The 23,438-nt window shown below is 49.7% G+C and carries 19 protein-coding genes; all 19 read right to left on the bottom strand.

The window, feature by feature from the left end; all coding sequences use genetic code 11:
- Position 1: 1 nt before the first annotated feature.
- Complete coding sequence (gene spoVE / locus OHJ21_RS01360; protein WP_326117728.1) at positions 2–1,099, bottom strand: stage V sporulation protein E; 1,098 nt, start codon at positions 1,097–1,099, stop codon at positions 2–4.
- A gap of 49 nt (positions 1,100–1,148) precedes the next feature.
- Positions 1,149–2,582: a UDP-N-acetylmuramoyl-L-alanine--D-glutamate ligase gene (gene murD, locus OHJ21_RS01355; RefSeq protein WP_486019213.1), complete on the bottom strand. Its 1,434-nt coding sequence runs from the start codon at positions 2,580–2,582 to the stop codon at positions 1,149–1,151.
- A 3-nt stretch (positions 2,583–2,585) separates the two neighbouring features.
- On the bottom strand, positions 2,586–3,551 hold the full coding sequence (gene mraY, locus OHJ21_RS01350; protein ID WP_100535956.1) for a phospho-N-acetylmuramoyl-pentapeptide-transferase: 966 nt from the start codon (positions 3,549–3,551) through the stop codon (positions 2,586–2,588).
- Between the two features lie 4 nt (positions 3,552–3,555).
- On the bottom strand, positions 3,556–4,974 hold the full coding sequence (locus OHJ21_RS01345) for a UDP-N-acetylmuramoyl-tripeptide--D-alanyl-D-alanine ligase (protein WP_486019212.1): 1,419 nt from the start codon (positions 4,972–4,974) through the stop codon (positions 3,556–3,558).
- Positions 4,974–6,458 (bottom strand): UDP-N-acetylmuramoyl-L-alanyl-D-glutamate--2,6-diaminopimelate ligase, encoded by a 1,485-nt coding sequence (locus OHJ21_RS01340; protein WP_486019211.1) that lies wholly within the window; start codon positions 6,456–6,458, stop codon positions 4,974–4,976. The genes OHJ21_RS01345 and OHJ21_RS01340 overlap by 1 nt, the downstream gene beginning before the upstream one ends.
- 61 nt (positions 6,459–6,519) lie before the next feature.
- Positions 6,520–8,463, bottom strand: coding sequence for a stage V sporulation protein D (locus OHJ21_RS01335; RefSeq protein ID WP_100535953.1), 1,944 nt, complete (start codon positions 8,461–8,463; stop codon positions 6,520–6,522).
- A gap of 86 nt (positions 8,464–8,549) precedes the next feature.
- Positions 8,550–10,856 (bottom strand): penicillin-binding transpeptidase domain-containing protein, encoded by a 2,307-nt coding sequence (locus OHJ21_RS01330; protein WP_486019210.1) that lies wholly within the window; start codon positions 10,854–10,856, stop codon positions 8,550–8,552.
- Positions 10,857–10,874: 18 nt separating this feature from the next.
- Positions 10,875–11,288, bottom strand: a complete 414-nt coding sequence (locus tag OHJ21_RS01325) for a cell division protein FtsL (RefSeq protein WP_100535951.1) — start codon at positions 11,286–11,288, stop codon at positions 10,875–10,877.
- A gap of 34 nt (positions 11,289–11,322) precedes the next feature.
- On the bottom strand, positions 11,323–12,276 hold the full coding sequence (rsmH, locus tag OHJ21_RS01320) for a 16S rRNA (cytosine(1402)-N(4))-methyltransferase RsmH (protein ID WP_486020988.1): 954 nt from the start codon (positions 12,274–12,276) through the stop codon (positions 11,323–11,325).
- 77 nt (positions 12,277–12,353) lie between these two features.
- Complete coding sequence (mraZ, locus tag OHJ21_RS01315; RefSeq protein ID WP_009590832.1) at positions 12,354–12,791, bottom strand: division/cell wall cluster transcriptional repressor MraZ; 438 nt, start codon at positions 12,789–12,791, stop codon at positions 12,354–12,356.
- 207 nt (positions 12,792–12,998) lie between these two features.
- The gene (locus tag OHJ21_RS01310) at positions 12,999–14,267 is read right to left on the bottom strand and encodes an adenosylhomocysteinase (protein ID WP_100535949.1); all 1,269 of its coding nucleotides are present in this window, start codon (positions 14,265–14,267) and stop codon (positions 12,999–13,001) included.
- A 40-nt stretch (positions 14,268–14,307) separates the two neighbouring features.
- A complete protein-coding gene (gene bshC / locus OHJ21_RS01305; RefSeq protein ID WP_486019209.1) occupies positions 14,308–15,939 on the bottom strand; it encodes a bacillithiol biosynthesis cysteine-adding enzyme BshC in 1,632 nt (543 codons plus the stop codon).
- A gap of 188 nt (positions 15,940–16,127) precedes the next feature.
- Positions 16,128–17,066: an ABC transporter ATP-binding protein gene (locus tag OHJ21_RS01300; protein ID WP_100535947.1), complete on the bottom strand. Its 939-nt coding sequence runs from the start codon at positions 17,064–17,066 to the stop codon at positions 16,128–16,130.
- Entirely contained in the window at positions 17,063–18,058 is a 996-nt protein-coding gene (locus OHJ21_RS01295; protein ID WP_076320625.1) for an ABC transporter ATP-binding protein, read from the bottom strand. Before OHJ21_RS01295 ends, OHJ21_RS01300 begins: the two co-directional genes overlap by 4 nt.
- 13 nt (positions 18,059–18,071) lie before the next feature.
- On the bottom strand, positions 18,072–19,022 hold the full coding sequence (locus OHJ21_RS01290; RefSeq protein ID WP_127592036.1) for an ABC transporter permease: 951 nt from the start codon (positions 19,020–19,022) through the stop codon (positions 18,072–18,074).
- Between the two features lie 2 nt (positions 19,023–19,024).
- The gene (locus tag OHJ21_RS01285; RefSeq protein WP_486019208.1) at positions 19,025–19,957 is read right to left on the bottom strand and encodes an ABC transporter permease; all 933 of its coding nucleotides are present in this window, start codon (positions 19,955–19,957) and stop codon (positions 19,025–19,027) included.
- Positions 19,958–20,165: 208 nt separating this feature from the next.
- Positions 20,166–21,827 (bottom strand): peptide ABC transporter substrate-binding protein, encoded by a 1,662-nt coding sequence (locus tag OHJ21_RS01280; RefSeq protein ID WP_100535944.1) that lies wholly within the window; start codon positions 21,825–21,827, stop codon positions 20,166–20,168.
- A gap of 149 nt (positions 21,828–21,976) precedes the next feature.
- Positions 21,977–22,363 (bottom strand): DUF3397 domain-containing protein, encoded by a 387-nt coding sequence (locus OHJ21_RS01275; RefSeq protein WP_100535943.1) that lies wholly within the window; start codon positions 22,361–22,363, stop codon positions 21,977–21,979.
- Between the two features lie 11 nt (positions 22,364–22,374).
- A complete protein-coding gene (locus tag OHJ21_RS01270) occupies positions 22,375–23,331 on the bottom strand; it encodes a ketopantoate reductase family protein (protein WP_486019207.1) in 957 nt (318 codons plus the stop codon).
- Positions 23,332–23,438 lie beyond the last annotated feature (107 nt).

Raw genomic sequence — 23,438 nt, 5'->3', positions numbered from 1 at the left:
TTCACCTCGCATAACGGGAAATATTTAATAGAATGCCCAGCGCCGTCAGCATCAGCGTCAGTGAGCTGCCTCCGTAACTGATGAGCGGCAGCGTAATCCCTGTCACCGGCATTAAACCGATAACGACACCGATATTGATAACGACCTGGATGGCGACCATGCCTACGATACCAACAGCCAGCAAACTTCCAAAACCATCGGATACGGTCATGGCCACCCTCATGCCCCGCCACACCAAGGCAGCGAACAAGAGCAGGACAATCAAACCGCCAATGAACCCAAGCTCTTCGGCCAAGATCGAAAAAATAAAATCAGTCTGCGGTTCAGGTACATAAGCGTACTTCTGACGGCTCATGCCAAGTCCGAGTCCGCCAAGTCCGCCCGGCCCTATGGCATAGAGGGATTGGATGATCTGATAGCCTGCGCCAAGCGGATCGGACCATGGATCGAGAAATCCGGTTATCCGCTTCAGCCGGTAAGGGGCTGCCAGAATCAAGCCAATGAAACCGGCTACCCCGCCTAATGCGAGAAAGCCCAGATGCTTCATCTGTGCCCCTGCGGTAAATACGATCATCATCGCAGCTCCGAGCATAACGGCACCCGTACCCAAATCAGGCTGCAGCATAATCAATCCGAAGGCCAGTCCGATTAAACCAAGCGGCGGCAAAAGCCCCCTGGTAAAAGACGTAATATCATAATCTTGCTTACTAAGCCAGCGCGATAGAAACAGAATCATGCCCAGCTTCATAAACTCGGAGGGCTGAATGCCGAACGAGCTGATGCCGAGCCAGCTTCTGGCTCCGCCGCGAACAACGCCGACCCCTGGAATAAGTACGATAATCAGCATAAAAAAGCAGACCAGCAGTACAAGCTTGCTGTATTTCTTCCAAACCCGATAGTCGATCCTCGATGTGAAATACATGGCAGCAAGCCCCAGACAGGCAAAAAACAGCTGACGCTTCACAAAATAAAACTTATCGCCGTAGTCATGAAAGGCGAGGACGGATCCTGCACTGTATACCATGACGATTCCGATGGCCAGCAGGGCCAAAATACAGATAAGCAGCCACAGATCGGGCGCCTGGCGGTTCTTGTTCATGGAAAGGCCACCTCGTACATCCTTAGTAGGGGCTTATCCACCCCCCTACTTAAAGGTTATGCACCGCCTCTTTAAAAATGCGTCCTCGTACCTCATAGGAAGGAAACATGTCCCAGCTCGCACATGCGGGTGATAGTAGAACAATATCCCCGCTCTCTGCCAGCCCGGCAGCCTTCTGGACAGCCGAGGTCAAAGTCGCGGCGGCGTCCTCTCCATTATCGACGAGGATGATGTCCTTTAATCCGGCTTTGGCAGCAGCATTCGCGATTTTCTCCTTCGTTTCGCCAAGAAGCACAATGGCTTTCACCCTTCCTTGCAAGGAAGGAATCAATTCCTCGTAATCCGACCCACGATCAAGCCCACCTGCGATTAATACGATAGGCTCCTTGAACGAAGTCAATGCCATGTGCGTCGCCTTGGAGTTCGTTGCCTTCGAGTTGTTGTAATAGGATACGCCCTGAAGTTCGGCAACGTATTCCAAGCGGTGTTCAACGCCGCGGAAGCTGGACAAAGCATCTTCCAGCTTATCGGGAGCAACGCCGGCCGCTATCGCAATCGCACAGGCCGCCAATGCATTCCCTACATTAAATCTTCCGGGCAGTCCGATGTTCTCCACACGGATGATCTCATGCGTAAACCCTTCGCCATCTGTATAAATCAGGGTACGTCCCTGATCGTCTTCAATCGAGTCCTGAGCACCGGCAACATATGGCGGCATTACGTGAACCCCTTCACGAAGGCTCTCACTCATCGAAAAAGGCACGATGCGCGCCTTGATATATGGAACAAGGTTTCTGCACACGGGATCATCCCAATTGAGCACAGCGGTATCATCCGCAGTCTGGTTGGCGAACAGCTTGGCTTTGGATGCAACATAATCATCCATACCGCCATGGTAATCAAGATGCGTTTCCGCAATGTTGAGAAGGCAGGCAATGCTCGGCCTGAACTTCTCTGTTCCTTTTAACTGAAAGCTGCTCAGCTCAACAACCATCCAGTTGTTTTCCGTTGCTTCTGCTGCAGCCTCGGATAGAGGCGTGCCGATATTACCGGCTACAATCGGGGAAAGACCTGCGCTTTCCAGCATTTTGCCTACCCAGGTTGTCGTCGTTGTTTTGCCGTTCGAGCCCGTAATGCCGATCATCGGAGCTTCACACAGGTGATAGGCGATTTCAACTTCGGTCACGACAGGAATCTTAAGCTCAAGCGCCTTTTGGACAGGCGGGACGGAATACGGAATCCCGGGATTTTTGACAAGAAGCGTCACACCGGGATGAATAAGATCATCGGGATGTCCACCGCAAATAACAGAAATACCCAAAGCCTCGAGCTCCGAAGCTTCAGGACACTGTTCTCTTTCCTTTCTATCGTTCACAATGACGGAGGCACCGGCTTGATGCAGCACTTTAGCTACCTGTACTCCGCTTTTGGCCAGTCCCAGTACGACGATATTCTTATCCCGATAATCATCTAGCTGCTTCATATGTTACAACCCCTTGTTGATATAAAGTCCGAGTCCCGCAAGTATCAGTCCCACGGCCCAAAATGTAAAGACGACGCGCCACTCCGACCACCCGGATAGTTCATAATGGTGATGGATCGGGCTCATTTTGAATATTCGTTTGCCTCTGGTTTTGAAGGAGACCACCTGAAGCACAACGGATAACATCTCAATGACGAATACCCCGCCAATAATGAGGAACAGCAGCTCACTCTTGGTAACGATCGCAATGGCGCCAATAGCACCCCCGATTCCTAAAGACCCCGTGTCTCCCATGAACACCTTGGCAGGGTGAGCGTTAAATACCAGGAAACCGAGAACCGCACCGATCATCGCCGCTGCACAAAATGCCGCCGCGAACGAAGTAGACTGAATGGCCACAATGGCATAAGCGCCGAAGGCAATCGCGCTGACACCGGACAGAAGACCATCCACTCCATCGGTAAAATTGACCGCGTTGCTGATCGCAAGCATCATGACCACGATAAACGGATAATAGAACCAAGGCCCCCAATCAAAGGACCAATCCATCCCTGGAACGCTTATCGCCGTGCTATGCCCGTTGGAGATCAACAGCCAGCACATAATACCGGAAAACAGAAGCTGTCCAAACAGCTTCTGCCTGGCCGTGAGTCCTAATGATCTGCGAAATACGATCTTAATATAGTCGTCAAGAAAGCCGATCAAACCGAAACCGAGCGTCGCTACGATCATCACATAGAAATCAGTATCGACAGGAGAAAACTTAATATAAGTCAGTGTAAAAGCAAGCAAAATCACAACGCCGCCCATCGTTGGCGTTCCGGCTTTTTTCAAGTGGCTCTGCGGACCGTCACTCCTGACCTGCTGGCCGAACTTCATCCGCCGCAGCAGCGGAATGAGCAGCGGAGCCGATATCACCGCAAGCACAAACGCTACACCGATTGTCAATAACAGCAATTGAAAGTCCATCTGCTCACCCCCTCACTCCGTTGTTGCCGCCAGGCAGGGCCTTCAAGGCGTCAACCACATGTTCCAGCCTCATGCCGCGCGAGGCTTTCACCAATACGATATCCTTCTCCGTTACCCGCTCCAGCAAGGCTTCGATCAGTCTTTCTTTATCCGTAAACGGAAGCACAGCCCCTTCAGGGAAGCGATCTTTCGCTTTCTTCGCCGTGTGAAGCGACAATGGGCCGTAGGTGAACACAAAATCCGTATTGTCCGGAGATAAGTAATCTCCAATCTCGGCATGGAATTCCTCTTCCCGCTGACCAAGTTCCAGCATGTCCCCGAGAACGGCAATTCGTCGGTGGTAGCCTTTCATATCCCCAAGCACGTCCAATGCCGCCTTAACCGCGGTAGGACTGGAATTGTAAGCATCGTTCAGCACGGTGACCCCGAACGCAGTCTCCACGGCTTCGATCCGCATGCTCGACAGCTTCAGATTGGCAAACCCGCTGCGAATCGCTTCATCGCCGATTCCCAAATGGGCCGCTACAGCCATAGCCGCCAGCGCGTTGACTACATTATGACGGCCGAGAAGCGGCAGGCTGAAGCCTTCGCCCGCATGCCGGTTCGAAGTGAATATGATTCCTTTTGCATGGAACATGAGTCCCGTCGGATAATCATCATTGGTTTCTTGATTGCCAAACGTAAACGTTCGCAGTCCTTCTGGCTTCACCGTCGTTTCTTCAGCAAGCACCTGACGGATCAACGGTTCGTCCCCGTGATAGATCAGCAAGCCGCCCGGCTTCATGCCGCTGATGATTTCAAGCTTGGCGCGGGCGATTTCCTCACGCGAGCCGAGCTGAAGCATATGCGCTTCCCCCACGTTGGTAATCACCGTCATATCCGGACGCGCAATGGTCGAAAGCAGTTCTATCTCGTGACGTCCGCTCATGCCCATCTCAAGCACGATCATATCGGTATCTTCCTTCATCGCGAGTACAGTTAACGGAAGACCGATATGATTGTTGTAATTGCCTTGCGTCTTGTGAACGTTAAACGTGGTTTCAAGCAGTGCGGAGACCATGTCCTTCACTGTGGTTTTCCCGTTACTGCCGGTAATGCCGATCACCTTTGCGCTGCTTTCGGACAAATAAGCCGCCGCAAGCGACTGGAGCGCCGTTAATGTATCCTCAACGAGAATGAGCGGGAGGTCGGGAATCGGTTGATGATCTCTCTGCCAGAGCACTGCGCCAGCTCCGCTGGCGAGCACGCTCTCCGCGAACTCGTGCCCATCAAATTTCTCGCCAACAATCGGAACAAACAGATTTCCCGGCTGTATGGTTCTGGAGTCGGTACCGACCCCTTGAATGATAATGTTGTCATCTTGGTTACGTGAGAGCGTCCCGCCGCACATGTCGGCGATGCTCTTTAATGATTTATGGATCACTATTGTCTGCCCCTTATCGCGTCTTTGGCTACGATGCGGTCGTCAAAATCTAGCACTTCGCCCGCAATCAGCTGGTAGGTCTCATGACCTTTCCCCGCAATCAATACTACATCGCCCGGGCTTGCCATTTCAATAGCCTTTTCGATCGCTTTCCGGCGATCAACGATGAGCTTGTAGCTTTCTGTTGACACTCCGTCTTCAATCAAGCCGGCTTCGATATCCTTCAGGATCAAATCCGGGTCTTCCGTACGGGGATTATCGGAAGTCACGAATACAATATCGCTATATTTCGCAGCAATTTTACCCATGATCGGCCGTTTGGTCCGATCCCGGTCACCGCCGCAGCCGAATACCGTAAGCACCCGGCCTTCAGCAAATTCATTAACGGTTCGCAGTACATTTTCGAGCCCGTCCGGCGTATGCGCATAATCCACGATCACGGCGTACGGCTGACCTTCATCCACGACCTCAACGCGGCCGTCAACTCCGGGTACGGACTCCAGGCTGTTCTTGATATCCTCGAGCGGGATTCCCTCAAGAAGCGCGGCAGCAATCGCCGCCATCGCGTTGTACACATTGAATTTCCCTACCATTCGAATCGAAATATCCGCACTGCCGCGGAATGTATCCACATGGAACGAGGTGCCTTGAGCGGTGATCGAGATGTTGCTTGCCCGTATATCCGCATCGTCTCCCAAACCATAGGTAATCACTTCCGCCGCGGTCTGCTTGGCAAAATAAGCTGAAGCCTCATCATCCGCATTCAGGACGGCATATTTGCGCGACGATTCATCCTTGGCAAAAGCGTTGCCCAGCCGGGAGAAAAATAACCCTTTGGCCCCGCGGTATTCTTCCATCGTATGATGATAGTCCAGATGATCCTGCGTCAGGTTAGTGAATATAGCTGTCCGGAAATCCGTTCCCTTCACCCGCCCCTGTTCGAGCGCGTGCGAGGATACCTCCATTACGCAGCACTCGGTGCCTGCGTTCGCCATATCGTTCAAATAACGCTGGAGTTCCAGCGCCTCAGGCGTCGTTCTCGGCATCGGGAACGAACGGCCGTCGTATCTCATCTGAATGGTGCCGATCAACCCGGTCTTCAAACCGTAATCGTTCATGATCGACTCGATCAAATACGTTGTTGTGGTCTTGCCGTTCGTTCCGGTCACGCCGATCATCTTCATGCGGGAGCTTGGCTGATTAAAAAAGGCATTCGCCAAACCCGCCATCGCAAAGCGGCTGTCCTTCACAATGACTTGCGGAAGGTCTATCTCAAGCTTCCGCTCAACGACCAAGGCCGCAGCGCCTTGGTCTGCAGCCTGGGCTGCAAACTGGTGTCCATCTACCGTATGGCCCGGCAGACAAATGAACAAATCCCCCGCCTTCACTTGTCTCGAGTCTGTCTCAATCCCTGTTATTTCAACATCTCCGGACCCCTCGATAACAGCAGCAGCCAATACGGATGATAATTGCTTCAATTTCATTTGTTATCCCTCTCTCTATATATCTGCACCATCCGTCCTCACTCGTGAATCGGATGATGCCTTAATGTTCGTGCTTGGATTCCTCCGGATCTTCACCCATATAAATCCGAATGGTGGATCCTCGCTCCACCCGGCTTCCCGGCTTCGGTGCCTGGGAAATGACCGTGTTGCCGGTTCCGGACTTGGCCAGCATGAAATTCATATTCAGGTCCTCATACAGATCCTGAACGGTCGCTCCGACCAGGTTCGGCACAGTCACGGTTGGCGTCTCGCCATATTTGTATTCACGGGCAAGCTGGTCTTTGCGCGGCGGAACATTCATGTAATGCAGCGCATCCTCCAGGATGTTCTGGACGATGGGAGCAGCCACGACTCCACCGAACTGAATGCCCTTCGGGTTATCTACCGCTGTGTACACCACAATCTCAGGATCATCGGCAGGTGCGAATCCGATAAAAGATACGATATGCTCAGTTGAGGAGTATCTGCCGTTAATAACCTTCTGGGCGGTACCCGTCTTCCCTCCGACACGATAACCGTCGATGAAGGCCGGGCGTCCGGTCCCTTTTGCAACGACGCTTTCGAGTGCCTCGCGCACTTGCTTGGACGTTTCTTCCGAAATGACTTGTCTGACGAGCTCCGGCTTGATTTCCTCGACCGTCTCGCCCGTCTCCGGATTGACCCACGCCTTGGCCACATGCGGCTTAAATAATTTGCCGCCGTTAATGGCGGCGGACACTGCAGCAACCTGCTGGATCGGCGTAACCGATACCCCTTGCCCAAATGCCGTTGTGGCCAGCTCAACAGGACCGACCTTATCAAGCTTGAACAGGATGCCATTCTCTTCACCGTTCAAATCGATGCCCGTCTTCGCCCCAAAGCCAAAATCGCGGATATACTGGAACAGGCTTTCCTTGCCCAGCTTCTGACCTAACGCCACAAAGCCCGGGTTGCAGGAGTTCTGGACAACCTCCATGAAGGACTGGCTGCCATGGCCGCCTTTTTTCCAGCAGCGCAGTCTCGCTCCACCGACTTCTACCGCTCCACTGTCAAAGAAGTGGTCGTTCTTCAGATCGACCTTGTCCTCTTCAAGGGCAGCGGCAAGCGTAATAATCTTGAACGTCGAGCCCGGCTCATAGGTCATCCAGATCGGCAGGTTGCGATTGTACGTCTCGGCCGAAAACTCCTGGTAATTGGCTGGAGAATAACCCGGCCTGCTGGCCATCGCCAAAATCTCGCCTGTCTTGGGATTCATGGCAATCGACCATGCCCCATTCGCCTGATACTTCACCATGGCCTGGTCAAGCTCCCGCTCCATAATGGACTGTATGGATTTATCGATCGTTAGCTCCAGGTTCAGACCATCACGAGGCTCGACATACTTTTCCGAGGAGCCCGGCATGATTCTTCCGCCTGCATCGGACAGATAGGATATTCCGCCTTCGAAGCCTTTCAGCTTATCGTCATGCATGGCTTCCAAGCCGGTAAGTCCCTGGCTGTAGGCCCCCGTGAACCCCAAAATATGGGCTGCGAGATCGCCATAGGGATAATACCGTTTGTTATCCTCAGCAACAACGATACCCGGCAGCTTCAAATCACGAATTTCCTGAGCCAGCTCCATCGTAATTTTTCGTCCACCGGGATTTATCCGTTCCAACCTCGAACGTTTCGTAATGATTTTCTTGATATCGGCTTTGTCCATGCTGATAAGCCCAGCCAAGGTTTCGGCCGTATGGTCCGGATCTTTGATTTGTACGGGAATCGCCCAAATGGTCGGTGTCGTTATATTCGTAACCAATGCGGTTCCGTTACGATCCAAAATCTCACCACGCTGTGCCGCAAACGGAATGTCGCGGCGCCAAAGATCCTCCGCCTTCGCCGACAGCTCCGCGCCTTTCCCAATCTGCACATAAGCCAGTCTGATAATCAGTGCAGAGAACAGCAGGAGCAGCAGCAGCAGGCTCCAGAGCAGTCTTCTCCGCTGCGATACCTTGGATACTTTCACCTAAGCTTCCCTCCCTGTTTGAACCCGAAAGCTCATGATATGCGTTCTTCACATGAGTATTCGGGACAAACCCGGGTTAGAACAAGCTATTCCCCTTCTGTATTGCCTTGCCCTTGGTCGGTTGCCTCGGCATCGTTATCGGCAGTTCCTTCCGACTCTTTTCCACCGGCTTCTTCCCCGTTCGCATTTTCGGTGCCAACGGAGGAAGTTTCATCGGAACTGCTCTTTCCCGTTATCAACTCTTGAGCCGATTTGAGCGTCAAATGTACGGTTCGCTGACCATTCTCGGTCGTTTCCAATTGTTCAGCAACGTAGCCTTCACCTTGTACACTTACCTTCACCTTCATCAAGGTGAGTACTTCCATGGCATCCCGGAGGGATTCCCCCTGTAAGTGCGGGATTTCCATGGATGCATTGTCCTCGGTGATTAGATAGATATTCTGTCCGCTGCTCAAAGGCACACCAGCAGGCGGATACTGTTGTTTAACCGTGCTGCCGCTCCCCAGCGTTTCGAAAGTCATGCCCTCGTCAAGCAGCTTGGTCTTCACTTCGCTGACTTTCATGCCCTTCAAGTTAGGAGATATGCGAGCATTATCCGGAATTGTCGCTGTTTTGGACTTGTCTGATTGCTGGGTCGTATTCGATTTAGGGACACCCCAGTATGTTAGTGTCTTTGATACAATCTCTTTAAATATCGGAGCAGCCAATGCACCGCCACCTTGTTCATCATTCGCTTCGTCAATAATGACCAGTACGGCTATCTTCGGATTTTCCACAGGTGCATAGCCGATGAATGAAACAATTTGTTTGGAACGATCTGCATATCCGCCATTGGATTTAATCGCGGTTCCTGTTTTCCCTGCTACACGGTAACCATCGATATACGCTTTTCTACCCGTACCAATTGATTGGTCCGCAACAACCTGTTCCAGATACTTACCTGTCTCTTTGGCTGCTTCTGGAGAAATAACTTGCCGAATCATTTCCGGCTCAATCTTCTCGATCTTGCCCGTATTCGGATCCTCGATTTCCTTCACCATGTGCGGTTTCATCAATTTACCGCCATTCGCTACGGCCGAGATGGCAGCGATTTGCTGAATGGGCGTTACCGAAACGGCATAACCGTAGGTCATGGTTGAAATATCGGAATCATAAGTCATATTAAGACTACCCAGAATCTCACCCGGAAGATCGATGTCGGTCTTCTCCGTAAACCCAAACTCCTTGATGTAATTGGTGAAACGCTCCTTGCCCAGCATTTCGAATCCGAGCTTAACAAAGGCCACGTTACTGGACCTCTTAACACCTTCCAGATAAGAGATCGGCCCCCACCCTACGCTATTAATGTCTCGGTGGGTTCTTCCCCCTACCCGAATGGAACCGGATTGGTAGGCAGCATTCGGATTAAACAGCTTTTCCTGCACGGCGCTTGCCAGGGTTACGATTTTAAAGGTGGAGCCAGGTTCATATCTTGAGCTTACGGCATGATTGATAAAACTCTTTTGATTCCATTCCGAATATGTATTGGGATCAAAAGTCGGCATGTTGGCCATCCCCAGTATTTCCATCGTGTTCGGATCCGCTGCGATTACCGTCATACTGATTGGTTTATATTGGTTATACGTGTCGCGCATCGCTTCCTCGATATAATACTGGATTGTATCGTCGGTCGTCAGTACTAAATTTTTCCCATTTATTGCAGGCTGGTATAAATCGTCTTCACTCGGCAGCTTGACCCCCTTCTTGTCACTCTTGTAAGAAGCGAATCCGTCGGTTCCCTTCAGCTTGTCGTCATAACGTTGCTCAATGCCTCCGATTCCCTTACCCTGACGATCGGTATAACCCAAAATATGTGCAGCCAATGTCTCTTTGGGATAAAATCGTTTGGACTCTCGCTGAAAGCCTATGCCCGAATCGGGAACTTTACCGGCAGCCTTTAATTTTTGATTCAAGCTTTCACTAAACGCTTTAACCTCTTCCATCTTCTCCTGGTCAATCTTCCATCCTTCGCTGCGGACTTCGCGGCCCTTGAGGTATTCCCCCTTATCGTCTTTAGCCTTAACCAGTTCACGGAGTTCGTCCTCATCCTTGCCAAGAATCTCATGCAGCCCTTTAACTACCTCATTCTCCAAGCCGTTAGCCTGAATGACCGCAGGGTTCACAATGACCGTAAAGGCAGGCGCGTCCATAGCAAGAATATCGCCGTCCCGGTCCGTAATCGTTCCTCGCGTGGCCGGAAGATCCTGTTTTCGCGACCATTTCGATAAAGCTTGTTCCTTCCAGAAGTCGTTATCGATCACCTGCAGCCAAAACACCCGACCAATCAATAAAGCAAAAAAGAGGGTTATACATCCCCCTATTAGCACGGTACGCAGTTTGATTTTTTTTATCATCGGTCAAAACCTCACACTTCAATCATTTTGTCCCGAGTCCGAATTCTGTGTCTCGGATGACCCCGAGACGGGTGATAGCTGGATCGTATGGTTGTCCTCAATAGGGACATACCCCAACTCTTTCGCCTTGTCCAATATTTGCGTCTCCAGTGTTTGCTTTTCCACCTGAAGCTGATCAATATCTCGTTTCGCCTTGACTATTTTATTGTCGGTATCATGGATCTGCCGGTTCAAATCATAGGAATGAACATGACTCATGCCAATGACGCCCATGATGGCTACCACAAACACCACGGACAACAAATACAACAGCTTTTCTTTTTGCGGAAGCTGGGAACGACGCTTGACGACTTTTGTCTTCTCAAGATAAGCGGACTGCTGCGTTTCCTTCTGTCTCTCCTGTACGGCTAAATTGCCGCGCGTGTAAGCCATAGCTGATTCTCCTTCTTTCAGGGATTTTATGTTTCTACAGTTTCTCCGCAATCCGCAGTTTTGCCGAACGCGCCCTTGGATTACTCTCAATCTCTTCCGCCGATGGGATCTGCGGTTTGCGGTTAACCAGCTTCAGATCACCTTGGCCGCCTCCGCATACACACATCGGAAAATCCGGGGGACACGTACACTTGGGAATATAGCTGTTAAAAATCTGTTTGCATATTCGGTCTTCGAGCGAGTGAAATGTGATAACCGAGACTCTTCCTCCTGGTGCAAGACATCTCACAGCTTGGTGAAGCGCGTCTTTGAATGCGCCAAGCTCATCATTTACCGCAATGCGAAACGCTTGAAAGCTTCGTTTAGCTGGGTGGCCGCCCGTTCTCCGAGCTGCGGCCGGAATCCCTTCCTTAATCATTTCGACAAGCTCGCCGGTTGTCTGAATAGGACTCTGTGCCCTTCTTTCAACAATGACCTTGGCAATTCGCCTTGAAAATTTCTCTTCGCCGTATTCATACAATATTCGTGCGATTTCCTGTTCCGGCCATTCGTTTACAATTTTGGCTGCGGTAAGCTCAGCGGACTGATCCATCCGCATATCCAGCGGGGCATCGTGATTGTAACTAAACCCTCTCTCCCCTTCATCGAACTGCGGTGAGGATACGCCCAAATCGAACAGTATACCGTCAACTTGCGGCTGCCCGTTCTCGTCAACCTCCACTTCGTTTCGGAGCACCTCCTCCAAATCACGAAAATTGGTTTTGACGAGAGTAATCCGGTCCACATAAGGCTTCATGGCTTCCCGGGCGTTATTCAATGCCCAATCGTCCTGATCCAATGCGATTAACCGGCCTTTTGAACTTAGTTGGGAAGCAATAAGCGAGCTGTGCCCTGCTCCCCCGAGCGTACAGTCAACATATATACCGTCTGGTTTGATGCGCAGCCCTTGTGTCGCTTCTTGCTTAAGCACTGTGATGTGATGGAACAAAGCTGCAGCCCTCCATTGTGTCTCATTCATGATTTTAAGTGTAACTTGTCCATTTCAATACGATGTTCCTACGCTTGTCATAAATCAAAATCAAAGTCTACCAGCTTCTCAGCAATGTCGTTGAATGCTTCCTCCGACTGCTGATAGTAATTCTGCCACTGCTCCTTGCTCCAGATCTCCACTCGGCTCGATACGCCGATGACGACGCATTCCTTCTCGAGCTTGGCGAACTCGCGCAAATTGCCCGGCAAATTTACCCTTCCCTGTTTATCCCATTCACATTCCGTCGCCCCGGAGAAAAAAAACCGTGTAAATGCGCGTGCATCCGACTTCATGAGTGGCAGGGATTTGAGCTTCTGTTCCATGATGGCCCATTCATCTTTGGGGTATACAAAGAGGCAATTGTCCAATCCGCGGGTTACGATAAACGAGGTGCCCAGGAGGTCACGAAACTTAGCAGGGATAATGATTCTCCCCTTATCGTCGATGCTATGTTGAAACTCCCCCATGAACATCAGGCACTCCACCCCTTAACCCCGATTCCCCACTTTGCACCACTTTCCACCACTTTAGGATAATAGATTCGGCGTCAAGAATCAAATACCTTCTAACGACTAGTTGTTTTTTTGGAACTTTCTCTCAGAACAATCGCATAAAAAACCTCCTTTCATCCCGCTCGGGGATGGAAAGGAGGTTTGGAAATGATCTAAAGCTGCTGCTGTTTAGTGCTGAGCCCAGCTGTCCAAGTACGACTTCTGTTCAGCGCTCAGGCTGTCGATGGCAATACCTAGACTTTCCAGTTTGTATAAGGCAACCTGTTCATCCAATTCGTAAGGAACATTAACTACGCGGTTACCGATGCTCTTGTACTGATCATTCACGTGTTTGAGCGACAAGGCCTGAAGCGCAAACGTCATATCCATAATTTCTGCCGGATGTCCGTCACCTGCCGCCAGATTCACCAAACGGCCTTCGGCAAGCAAATAAATCTTACGGCCATCTTTCAGATGATATTCTTCGATATTGCGCCGAACCGTCCGAACCGATTGAGAACGTTCTGATAAATCCGGTTTATTGACTTCCACGTCGAAGTGACCGGCATTGGATAAAATGGCACCGTCCTTCATGACATCAAAGTCTTCCCCACTGATGACATCGCGGTTACCCGTGACGGTCACAAAGAAGTCTCCCAATTTGGCTGCTTCGCGCATTGGCATAACGCGGAAGCCGTCCATATAAGCCTCAACGGCCTTAATCGCATCAATCTCGGTCACAATGACGTTGGCTCCAAGACCTTTGGCACGCATGGCCACGCCCTTGCCGCACCAGCCATACCCTACGACAACGACCGTCTTGCCTGCAACCACCAGGTTGGTCGTCCGGTTAATTCCATCCCAGACCGATTGTCCGGTACCGTAACGGTTATCGAATAAGTATTTGCAGTATGCATCATTCACGGCAACCATCGGGAATTTCAGAGAGCCTTCTTTCTCCAAAGATTTCAGACGCAGGATGCCTGTCGTTGTCTCTTCCGCTCCGCCTCGAATTCCTTCAAGCAGATCCGTACGCTCGGAGTGCAGGATCGTTACGAGATCCCCGCCATCGTCGATGATTAGATCCGGTCTGGTTTCCAGTGTTGAAATGAGGTGCTGCTTGTATTCCTCAGGATCCGGGTTATATTTGGCAAACACCGTGATCCCGTCTTCTACCAAAGCGGCACATACATCATCTTGAGTGGACAACGGATTACTGCCCGTAATCGTCACTTCGGCTCCGCCAGCCTGAATGACTTTCGCCAGATATGCGGTCTTGGCTTCCAGATGCAAGGAGATGGCGACTTTCAATCCTTTGAATGGCTGTTCTTTCTCGAATTGTTCACGCACCCGGTTCAGTACCGGCATATGTGCCTGGACCCAATCAATTTTCAGATGACCTTCCGGTGCCAGTTTCAAGTCGGTAATATTGCTGGTTTGTATTGATGATGAGCTCATTTAACAGCCTCCTATGATCTGATGATTGAATTCCTGATCGTTATACGTAAACGACCCTGTGAATGCCCGAAGCTTCGTAAGGGATTTCCATCAGGCGATCCACCAGATTCAATCCATAACGATTCATGTATTCCAGGATGTTGTACACCCTCTCCTGAGGTTTCCCTTCCGGCAGCAGTGTCTGTTCAATGCGCTTCCACTGTGCCAGTGCGGCCTCATGCTGCTGTTCCAAGGCATTCCGGGATTTACTTAACAGGTAATCCATCTGCTCCAATATTTTATCTTTATTGGTTAGACCTAATTTTAACAGTCCACTTTGCATTTTGCCAAGATCTTCTATTAAAGGCTGATACAATGCTTCAAATTGTTCCCGGGTTTGACTGAATCGTTCTTCCAGATTCAACTCATCCTTGCTGGCAAGCCAAGCCTCACGCTTTTCAGACAAGCGAAGCTGAACATCCTCGAAGGACAATCCGTATTTCTCCATAAGCTTATGGACGGTTCCATCTACGATGGAGAATGACATTCTCGGGATGATCAACGGCATCTGCAAACCCAAGTCGGTAAATGCATAGCGTGTAATCGCCCAATAGGAAATCTCGCCTGGACCGAGTATCGTCCCGAGCACGGGCAGCAGCGAATCCTGCATGATCGGACGGGTCAGCACATTGTTGCTGAAGCGTTCAGGATGCTGATGCAAATCCTGAAGCAGTTCTTCTTCCGTCAGCTTAACGATGCCTTTCCGGTCTGAGAATACATGTCCTTCTCGGTAAAGCAGCAAGCGTCTGCCTTCATGCAAGTAGAACAAGTTGGCCCCATTCTCGGATACATCAGCCTGGACTTCGTAACCCCGTCCCGCGATATCCCTTGCCGCCTGCTGGTACGAAAGTCCCAGGGTTTCGTTGCGGGTAATCAGCGATTCGAATATGGGCACTTCCAACGCCCGAAGTCCCGGGTCGGCGGAATCCAGGAGTATTAGCCCATATTTGCCGAACATACAGCTGATTAGTTTAGCGAATGCCTCGCTGAGCCCAGCCGAACCGTGAAGCGATTCCTTTGCCATTTTCAGCAGATCGGCCTTATATTCGCTGTCTGCCAACTGGGTCTGGAGTGCTGCCAGCATCGCATTCCAATCTTCCGCAGCAACGTCGGTATAACTAACCGACGTCCTGAGTCCGTCCTTGGCATCAAGCTTGATCTTGGATAGCTGCTGATCCTGACTCAGAAAGTACGTATGGTTGACTTCATCCCAATCATGGTCCTCCCCGGCGATCCAAAATACAGGCACGACAGGACGATTCAAGCGCTCTTCCGCTTCGCGGGCCGCTTGAATGACGGTAATTGCTTTATATATGACAAGCAATGGTCCGGTGAACAAACCGCTTTGTTGTCCACCAACCATGGTAACCGTTCCTGGCTGCTCCAGAAGTTGAAGGGATTTATGTACAGCGGGATGATCATTGTGTTTCTGATTGTACGTCCGAAGACAATCCGCCAGCGCTTTACGCTGAATTCGTTTGTCTTCCGAAAGATCCAGCCATTGTACCCGTTCTGCATAGCTGTGCTCGCCGCGGTAATCTTCACCGTAGAACCCGCTTACCCGGTCGAAATGATGAATATAATCCTGAGCGAGACGCGAAGCGAGGGATAATGGTTCCGGAACGATATTCATGAGGTATGCCTCCTATTCTACGTCGCAACCAAATCTAGATTGTGCATGGAATTTAATTTCTTCTATATCATTTTGCCTTTCTTGATTGTACCGAATGTTGGCATTCTGCGTCAAAGGAAAAGAATAGCCGCCGGCACGATGCCAGCGGCTATTCTTGAAGCAGCTTCCTCATATTGAGGTTCGTTTACTCAAGCGTAGGCTTTTGCAACCCAGTGTCCTTTGGACACTTCGACCAATTCCGAATCCTTCACGTCCAGTTGAACCGTTCCGTCTTCGCCTTTGGCGGCCGAGATCGGACCCTGCGTATCGTCTTCCAGCTTGAGACGCTTTTTGTTAGCCTCAATTTCCGGATCCGGAATCGGAATCGCGGACAGCAAGGTTTTAGTGTAAGGATGGATCGGATTCGCATACAGCTCTTCACTGTCTGCCAGTTCCACCATTTTGCCCAAGTACATAACCGCTACCCGGTCACTGATATGCTTGACCATGGACAGGTCATGCGCAATGAAGAGATAGGTCAGGCCAAGACGATCCTGCAAATCCTTGAGCAGGTTGACCACCTGCGCCTGAATCGAAACGTCAAGCGCCGAGATCGGCTCGTCACATATGATAAATTTAGGGTTTACCGCAAGAGCACGTGCAATCCCGATCCGTTGACGCTGACCGCCCGAGAATTCATGAGGGTAACGTGTGGAGTGGTCACTATTCAAGCCGACCATATCCAGCAGTTCCTCAATCCGCTTCTTGCGTTCAGCCCGGCTGCCGGCCATTCCGTGAATATCCAAAGCTTCTCCGATAATATCCGACACCGTGAATCTTGGATTTAGCGAGGCATACGGATCCTGGAAGATCATCTGCATATCGCGGCGCATCGCCTTCATCTTGCCCGGAGACAGCTTGTAAATATCCGTTCCGTTAAAATTAACGCTGCCAGCCGTAGGTTCATAGAGACGGAGAATCGTCCGTCCTGCTGTTGATTTACCACAACCCGACTCTCCCACCATGCCAAGCGTTTCGCCTTCACGAATATAGAAGTTCAGATCGTCAACCGCTTTAAGAACCTGGCCTTTGCCGACGTTAAAATACTTCTTCAGGCCCTTTACCTCAATCAAGTGGTTATCCTTCATGAACCTTGCGCCTCCTTCGCCATCGGATGCAGATTCCAGCAGCGCGCCATGTGCGTGTCGCTGAATTCTGTTGCGCCCGGATCCACCCGTTCACAAATTCGCATAGCTTCATCACAGCGGGCGGCGAACGGACAGCCTACAGGCGGTTTAATAAGATCCGGAGGTGTTCCGATAATCGGAATCAGCGGTTCGTCTTTCTTCTGATCCAGACGCGGCATGGAACGAAGCAATCCTTTAGTGTAAGGATGCTGCGGATTTTTGAAAATCTCCCATTTCGTTCCCGTTTCCACCACTTCACCTGCATACATCACGATGACACGGTCACACATGCCGGCAACAACGCCGAGATCATGCGTGATCAGAATGATCGAGGTGCCCAAGCGTTCTTGCATTTCCTTCATAACGTCCATAATCTGTGCCTGTATGGTCACGTCGAGTGCTGTCGTCGGTTCGTCCGCAATCAGCAGGGTCGGCTTACATGCAAGCGCAATGGCAATCATCGCACGCTGCCGCATACCGCCGGAGAACTCATGCGGATACTGATTGAAGCGCTCCTCCGCATTTTTGATTCCCACCAGCTTCAGCATTTCAATGGCGTGCTTTTTGGCTTCGGAAAAAGACATCCCCTGGTGCTTGATCAGCACCTCCGTGATTTGTTTACCTATTCTAATGGTCGGATTCAGCGACGTCATCGGATCCTGAAAAATCATCCCAATATCCTTGCCGCGAATCGCTTCCATCTGTTTATTCGTTTTTTTGAGAAGGTCTTGTCCTTGGAAAATGACCTCACCCTTTTTTATTTCTGAGGGCGGGGACGGAATCAATCGCATAATGGTCTGGGCGGTAACACTTTTACCGCTTCCGGACTCACCGACGATGGCAACCGTCTCCCCCTTGCCGACTTCAAAATTCATGCCGCGAACTGCCTTTACTTCACCGCCGCGAACACGAAACGATACGTTGAGGTCCTTCACCTGCAAGATCGGTTCCATACCTTCCCACCTCCTATTTTTTCAATTTCGGATCAAGGGCATCACGCAATCCATCACCGAAAATGTTAAATGCTAACATCGTCAAGCTGATAAATAGAGCAGGGAACAACATCCGCCATGGATAGTACATCCATCCGGACAGGGCATCATTAATCATGGAGCCCCATGAAGCAACCGGTGCTTGAACTCCAAGACCAAGGAAGCTCAGGAAAGCCTCGGCAAAGATCGCACTTGGAACCGACAGGGTCAATGTAACGATAATCGGCCCCATTGCATTCGGAATCAAATGCCGGAACAATAGACGCGCAGTTCCCGCACCCATCGAACGTGAGGCGAGGACATATTCTCTGCTCTTAAGCTGCATAATCTCGCCCCGCACAATCCAGGACATGTTAATCCACCCGGTGATGGTTAAGGCGAGTATGATCGTTCCTAAACTCGGTTCAAATACAACCAGCAGCAAAATCGTAACGAGCAGATAAGGAATGGAATACAAAATTTCTGCAAACTTATTCATGAACTCATCGACACGGCCACCGAAATAACCCATGATGCCGCCATATATTACACCAATCATCAAGTCAATCGCAGCTGCTGCAAGACCAACGGTCAAGGAAATCCGAGCTCCCATCCAGGTACGTACAAAAACGTCGCGGCCCAGATCGTCGGTTCCAAACCAATGTTCTGATGAAGGCGGCATATTCGTATTCATCAAATCATTCGTTTCATAATCATAGTTAGAGATCATCGGGCCGATAATGGCCATGATGACAATCAGAATCATAATAACCAAGCCCGTCATAGCAAGCTTGTTCTTGCGCAATCTTTCCCAGGAATCTCTCCAAGAGGACAAACTTTCACGCTGTATTACCTCGGATTGTTTCTCATCAGGACCAATCTTCTGAAAATCTTCAGGCTTCAAGTTGAGTGCCGCAGGATGAGGCATACGTTGTTCTTTCTCCATGTCTACCTCTCCTTTCCGCCGGTCAATTTAATGCGTGGATCCACAAATACATACACGATATCTGTAACGAAACGCGCCAGCATCAGCAAGATGCCGTAGAATATGGTAATCCCCATAATGACTGTATAATCGCGGTTTGTGATACTTTCAACGAACTGCTTGCCTATGCCGCCAATACCGAAGATCTGTTCAATAACGACCGAACCGGAAATGATGTTCGCTGTCATTGGGCCGACGTACGTTACGACCGGCAAGATGCCGTTACGGATAACGTGACGGAACATAATGGCGAACCAGTTAAGACCCTTGGCCTTCGCCGTCTTGATATAATCCGAATGCAGTACTTCCAGCATGCTGGATCGCGTTAATCGCGCGATAAATGCAATCGGTTGAGCAGATAGGGCCATTACAGGAAGCACATAGTCTAGCGGTCCTTCAAAACCCATGACATTGAAAATGCCCGCTTTCTCTGCGAGAACGAATTGCAACAATGACGCGAGTACAAAACTCGGTACTGCGATGCCGAGAACCGAGATAATCATGGCGATGTTGTCAATCAGCTTGCGGTGATACAGAGCTGCAAGCATCCCCAGCAGGACACCCACGATAACGGATACTACGATCGCGATAAGACCCAATCGGAGTGAAGGGCCAAATGTATCAACAATAATATCAGTGACGGATTGCCCCTGTTTCTTCATAGACAAACCAAAGTCACCCTGAACGATATTGCCCAAGTATTTCGTATATTGCTGAAATACCGGTTTATCTAAATCATACTGCTCCATCAGCCTCGCCAAAATTTCAGGCGATGGCTTTTTCTCTCCCATAAACGGATCGCCCGGTATGGCTTTCATAAGAAAAAAAGTGGCTGAGATCAGTATGAACAACGATACAAGCATATAAAAAAACTTACTCGCCACATACCTCAGCATTTCGCTAGCCTCCTGATCAGTTGTTCTAAACCAAGCCGTCTATATAATTGTATTATTCTAGAACGGAACTGGCATCCCTTAACTTTCACCAACGGACACAAGATTTGGAAACCTTGTGCTCATACAAAAAAATCGGGATATATATGAGGTTTAAATGCCCCACATATATATCCCGAACCGTAACCTTTTATAAATGGCTTACAAAAGACTACTCGATATATGCACGTGTGAAATCGATATCACCCTTATAATCCAGATGAAGGTTCTTCACCCATGGTTTAACCAGGGACACGCTAGAGTAATAGTAGATCGGCATTACAACTTGGTTGTCTTCAACGAGAATTTTCTCAGCTTTGGACATCAGCTCCATGCGTTTAGCGTTATCGCTAGTTGCATAAGCATCCTTCACAAGTTTGTCATATTCTTCGTTCTTGAAGCCAGTATCGTTGTTACCACCGTTGGATGTCCACATATCGATATAAGTCATCGGGTCGTTATAATCTGCTCCCCAACCGGAACGGGCAATTTGATAGTTCAAATCCGTACGGTTCTTCAGGAATACGCCCCACTCTTGGTTTTGTACCTTCACAGTAACACCGAGGTTATTCTTCCACATATCAGCAATAGCAAGCGCAATTTTCTTGTGGTTGTCATCGGAGTTATGGATCAGAGTAACTTCCGGTAATGTGGTATAGCCTTTTTCCTTCATACCTTGCTCGAGCAGTTTCTTAGCTTCTTCAAGATTTTCATCGAAGTAAGAATCCGCTACCTCTTTACGGTACTCGTCGGACTCACCCTTGATGCCAGGAGGAACAAATCCAAAGGCAGGAAGCTGTCCACCTTGCGTGATTTTCTCTACGATCGCCTTACGATCAATCGCCATGGCAAATGCTTTACGGATGTTCACATTATCAAACGGTTCTTCTGTTGTGTTAAAGATATAGAAATACGTCGATGAAATACCTTTGATCATCAGTTCATCGCCCAATTCCTTCTTGATCGCATTCAGCTGATCCGTCGGAATATTTCCTGTTGGATGTCCTGCATAATCCAATTCATCGTTACGGTAGCTTGAAAGTTCCGTTGCAGAGCTGTTCACGATACTCATTTGAACTTTTTCAAGTTTGATTGAATCCTTATCCCAATATTGGTCGTTCTTCACAAGCTCGATCTTTTGACCTTTGGTCATTTGTGAAACTTTGAACGGACCATTGCCGATCAACGTTTCCGGTTTGGTTGCCCAAGAAGCATTACCTTCAACGGAGCTGTGAATCGGGAAATAAGTTTGGAATGACATCAAGCTGAGGAAGTATGGCGTTGGGTTTGCCAGCGTAACTTCGAGCGTATAATCATCGGTTGCTTTTACGCCGACTTCATTGGCGTCTTTGATCTCTCCAAGATTGTAAGCTTCAGCGTTTTTGATGTAATAGAGCTGATACGCATATGGTGATGCAGGAGTAAAGTTCGGATCAAGTACGCGTTTCCATGCATACTCAAAATCTTTTGCCGTTACTGCATCGCCGTTACTCCATTTGGCATCTTTGCGAAGGGTGAAGACATATTTCAATCCATCTTCAGAAATATCCCATTTTTCGGCTACGCCGGCCTCTTCAGAACCATCTGCACCCTTGCGAACCAAACCTTCAAACACAGCACTGATTACCGTGTTCGACGTGTTATCCTGAGCCAAGCCCGGATCCAATGTAGGAGGGTCGGAAGCAAGGTTCATCCGGAAGACTTGCTCTTTAGGCTTGTCCGCCGTTCCGCCGTTATTGGCGCCTTCGTTCTTGTCAGCTCCACACGCGGCCAAAACTGAGCTGAAAGCAAGAATTAGCGTCATGAGAAGCAGTAATTTCTTTTGTTTCTTCATCTTGCGGTATCCCCCTCATAGATTTTAGGTATATGCTTATCGATTATACAACCAGTGGTCAAAAAAATCCAGAAATCAATAAATTGAAAAATCTGCCTGACCCAATGATCAAACAGATTTATCATATAATTCTAGTTATTAGATTGTTCTTACATCATCTTAATTATGTAGGAGAGGATGCCAAAAAATGTGAATACTATGTACCCGAAGCTCATGCTGACAAACCCGAGACGCCACACGGCGCGCAGCAGCCTTTTACCGTTAACCTTGCCTTTCCAGCGGTTCTGCGCACTGCCGATCAGCCCCGCTGCAATGAGCAGCATGAGGAGAATGAGATAGAAACCGAATTTGGACTGGAATGTATTATTAAACAAGGCGGAGACCGAAAACAGCATAAAAAATGTGGTGACATCCATGGCCAGCTCCAGCGCTTGCTTTCGATTTTTATTTCGTTGCAAGACAATGAAATAAACCAGTAAAAACGGAATGAACGGAAAAAGACTTAATGTGTGAAACAGCCCCTGCAAGAAACCCATGCTAAGACCCCCTATGTATTCATCCCCTCGATGAGCTGCGTTATCAGCTCGTGTGTTGGCACTGAAACGCCATATTTTTGACCCAAACGGACAATACTGCCGTTAATCCAGGCAACTTCCGTCGTTCTGCCGTCCATTACATCCTTAAGCATGGAAGACGTGTTACCTGAAGTCGATTGGCAGACAGATACAATCCATTCCCACAGCCCGCTTCCATAAGGAATTCCACCCGCGTCATATACGGCGATCCCTTCATTATATAACTGCCTCATAAGCCTGACTCGTTCAGGGGAAGATAACAGCTCTCCGTTAGGAATCCGCCACAATGCAGTCAAAGGATTAATGACTGCGTTCATCAGCAGTTTGCGATAAATCATCTCCTCCATTTCATTCGACAAAAAAGCTTCAAATCCTGCTCTATTCAGCTGTTTAACAAGCTCAATTTCATGATCTTCTTGAGAGAAAGCATCGAATGGGCTCCCGGCAGGTTTCATTTTGCCGATTGTCGTCGTTCCCTGACCGGCGTGCAAAACAGAGACGCTGCTTGTACGCTTGGCCCCTTCCGTAGTAATGGCTGCGTAGATCGTCCACATCGGCAGCAGGCCTTGAAGCCGCTCCAAATGGCCTGTACCGTTCTGAAAACATAGGAGTCTGCGGTGATCTTGCCCAAATAGAGCCAGCATCTCCGTTGCCATCTCTTCGATCCCTTGCTGCTTCAACATGAGGAAAAGATAATCCGCATCCGCCGCGCCACCCGACTCGGAAAAGGATGACCATGAGCAGATCGAGAAAGTATGGGCGTCAACGACCTGGTGCTGACCCATGTCCTCGATGGTTATGCCGGAAGCCCGAAGCTTGTCCGCCTGCTCCTCGCTGCGGCTCCATAACGTGACACGGCAGCCTGACGCCGCAAGTTTGCCCGCATATAATAGCCCCAATGAGCCAGCTCCGATAATATGGATATTCATGATAATCCCCCATTATTGTAATCGAACACGAAGTACTAGTCCTAGTATATATCAGAATAATCTCCTATACGCACAAATAACCCGCCAAAGCGCATGAAATGCACTAA

Source organism: Virgibacillus sp. LDC1, assembly GCF_025792345.1.
Lineage (GTDB): Bacteria > Bacillota > Bacilli > Paenibacillales > Paenibacillaceae > Paenibacillus_AQ > Paenibacillus_AQ lautus.
Note: the sequence above shows the minus strand (reverse complement) of the source record. Positions and strands in the feature narration are given on the sequence as shown.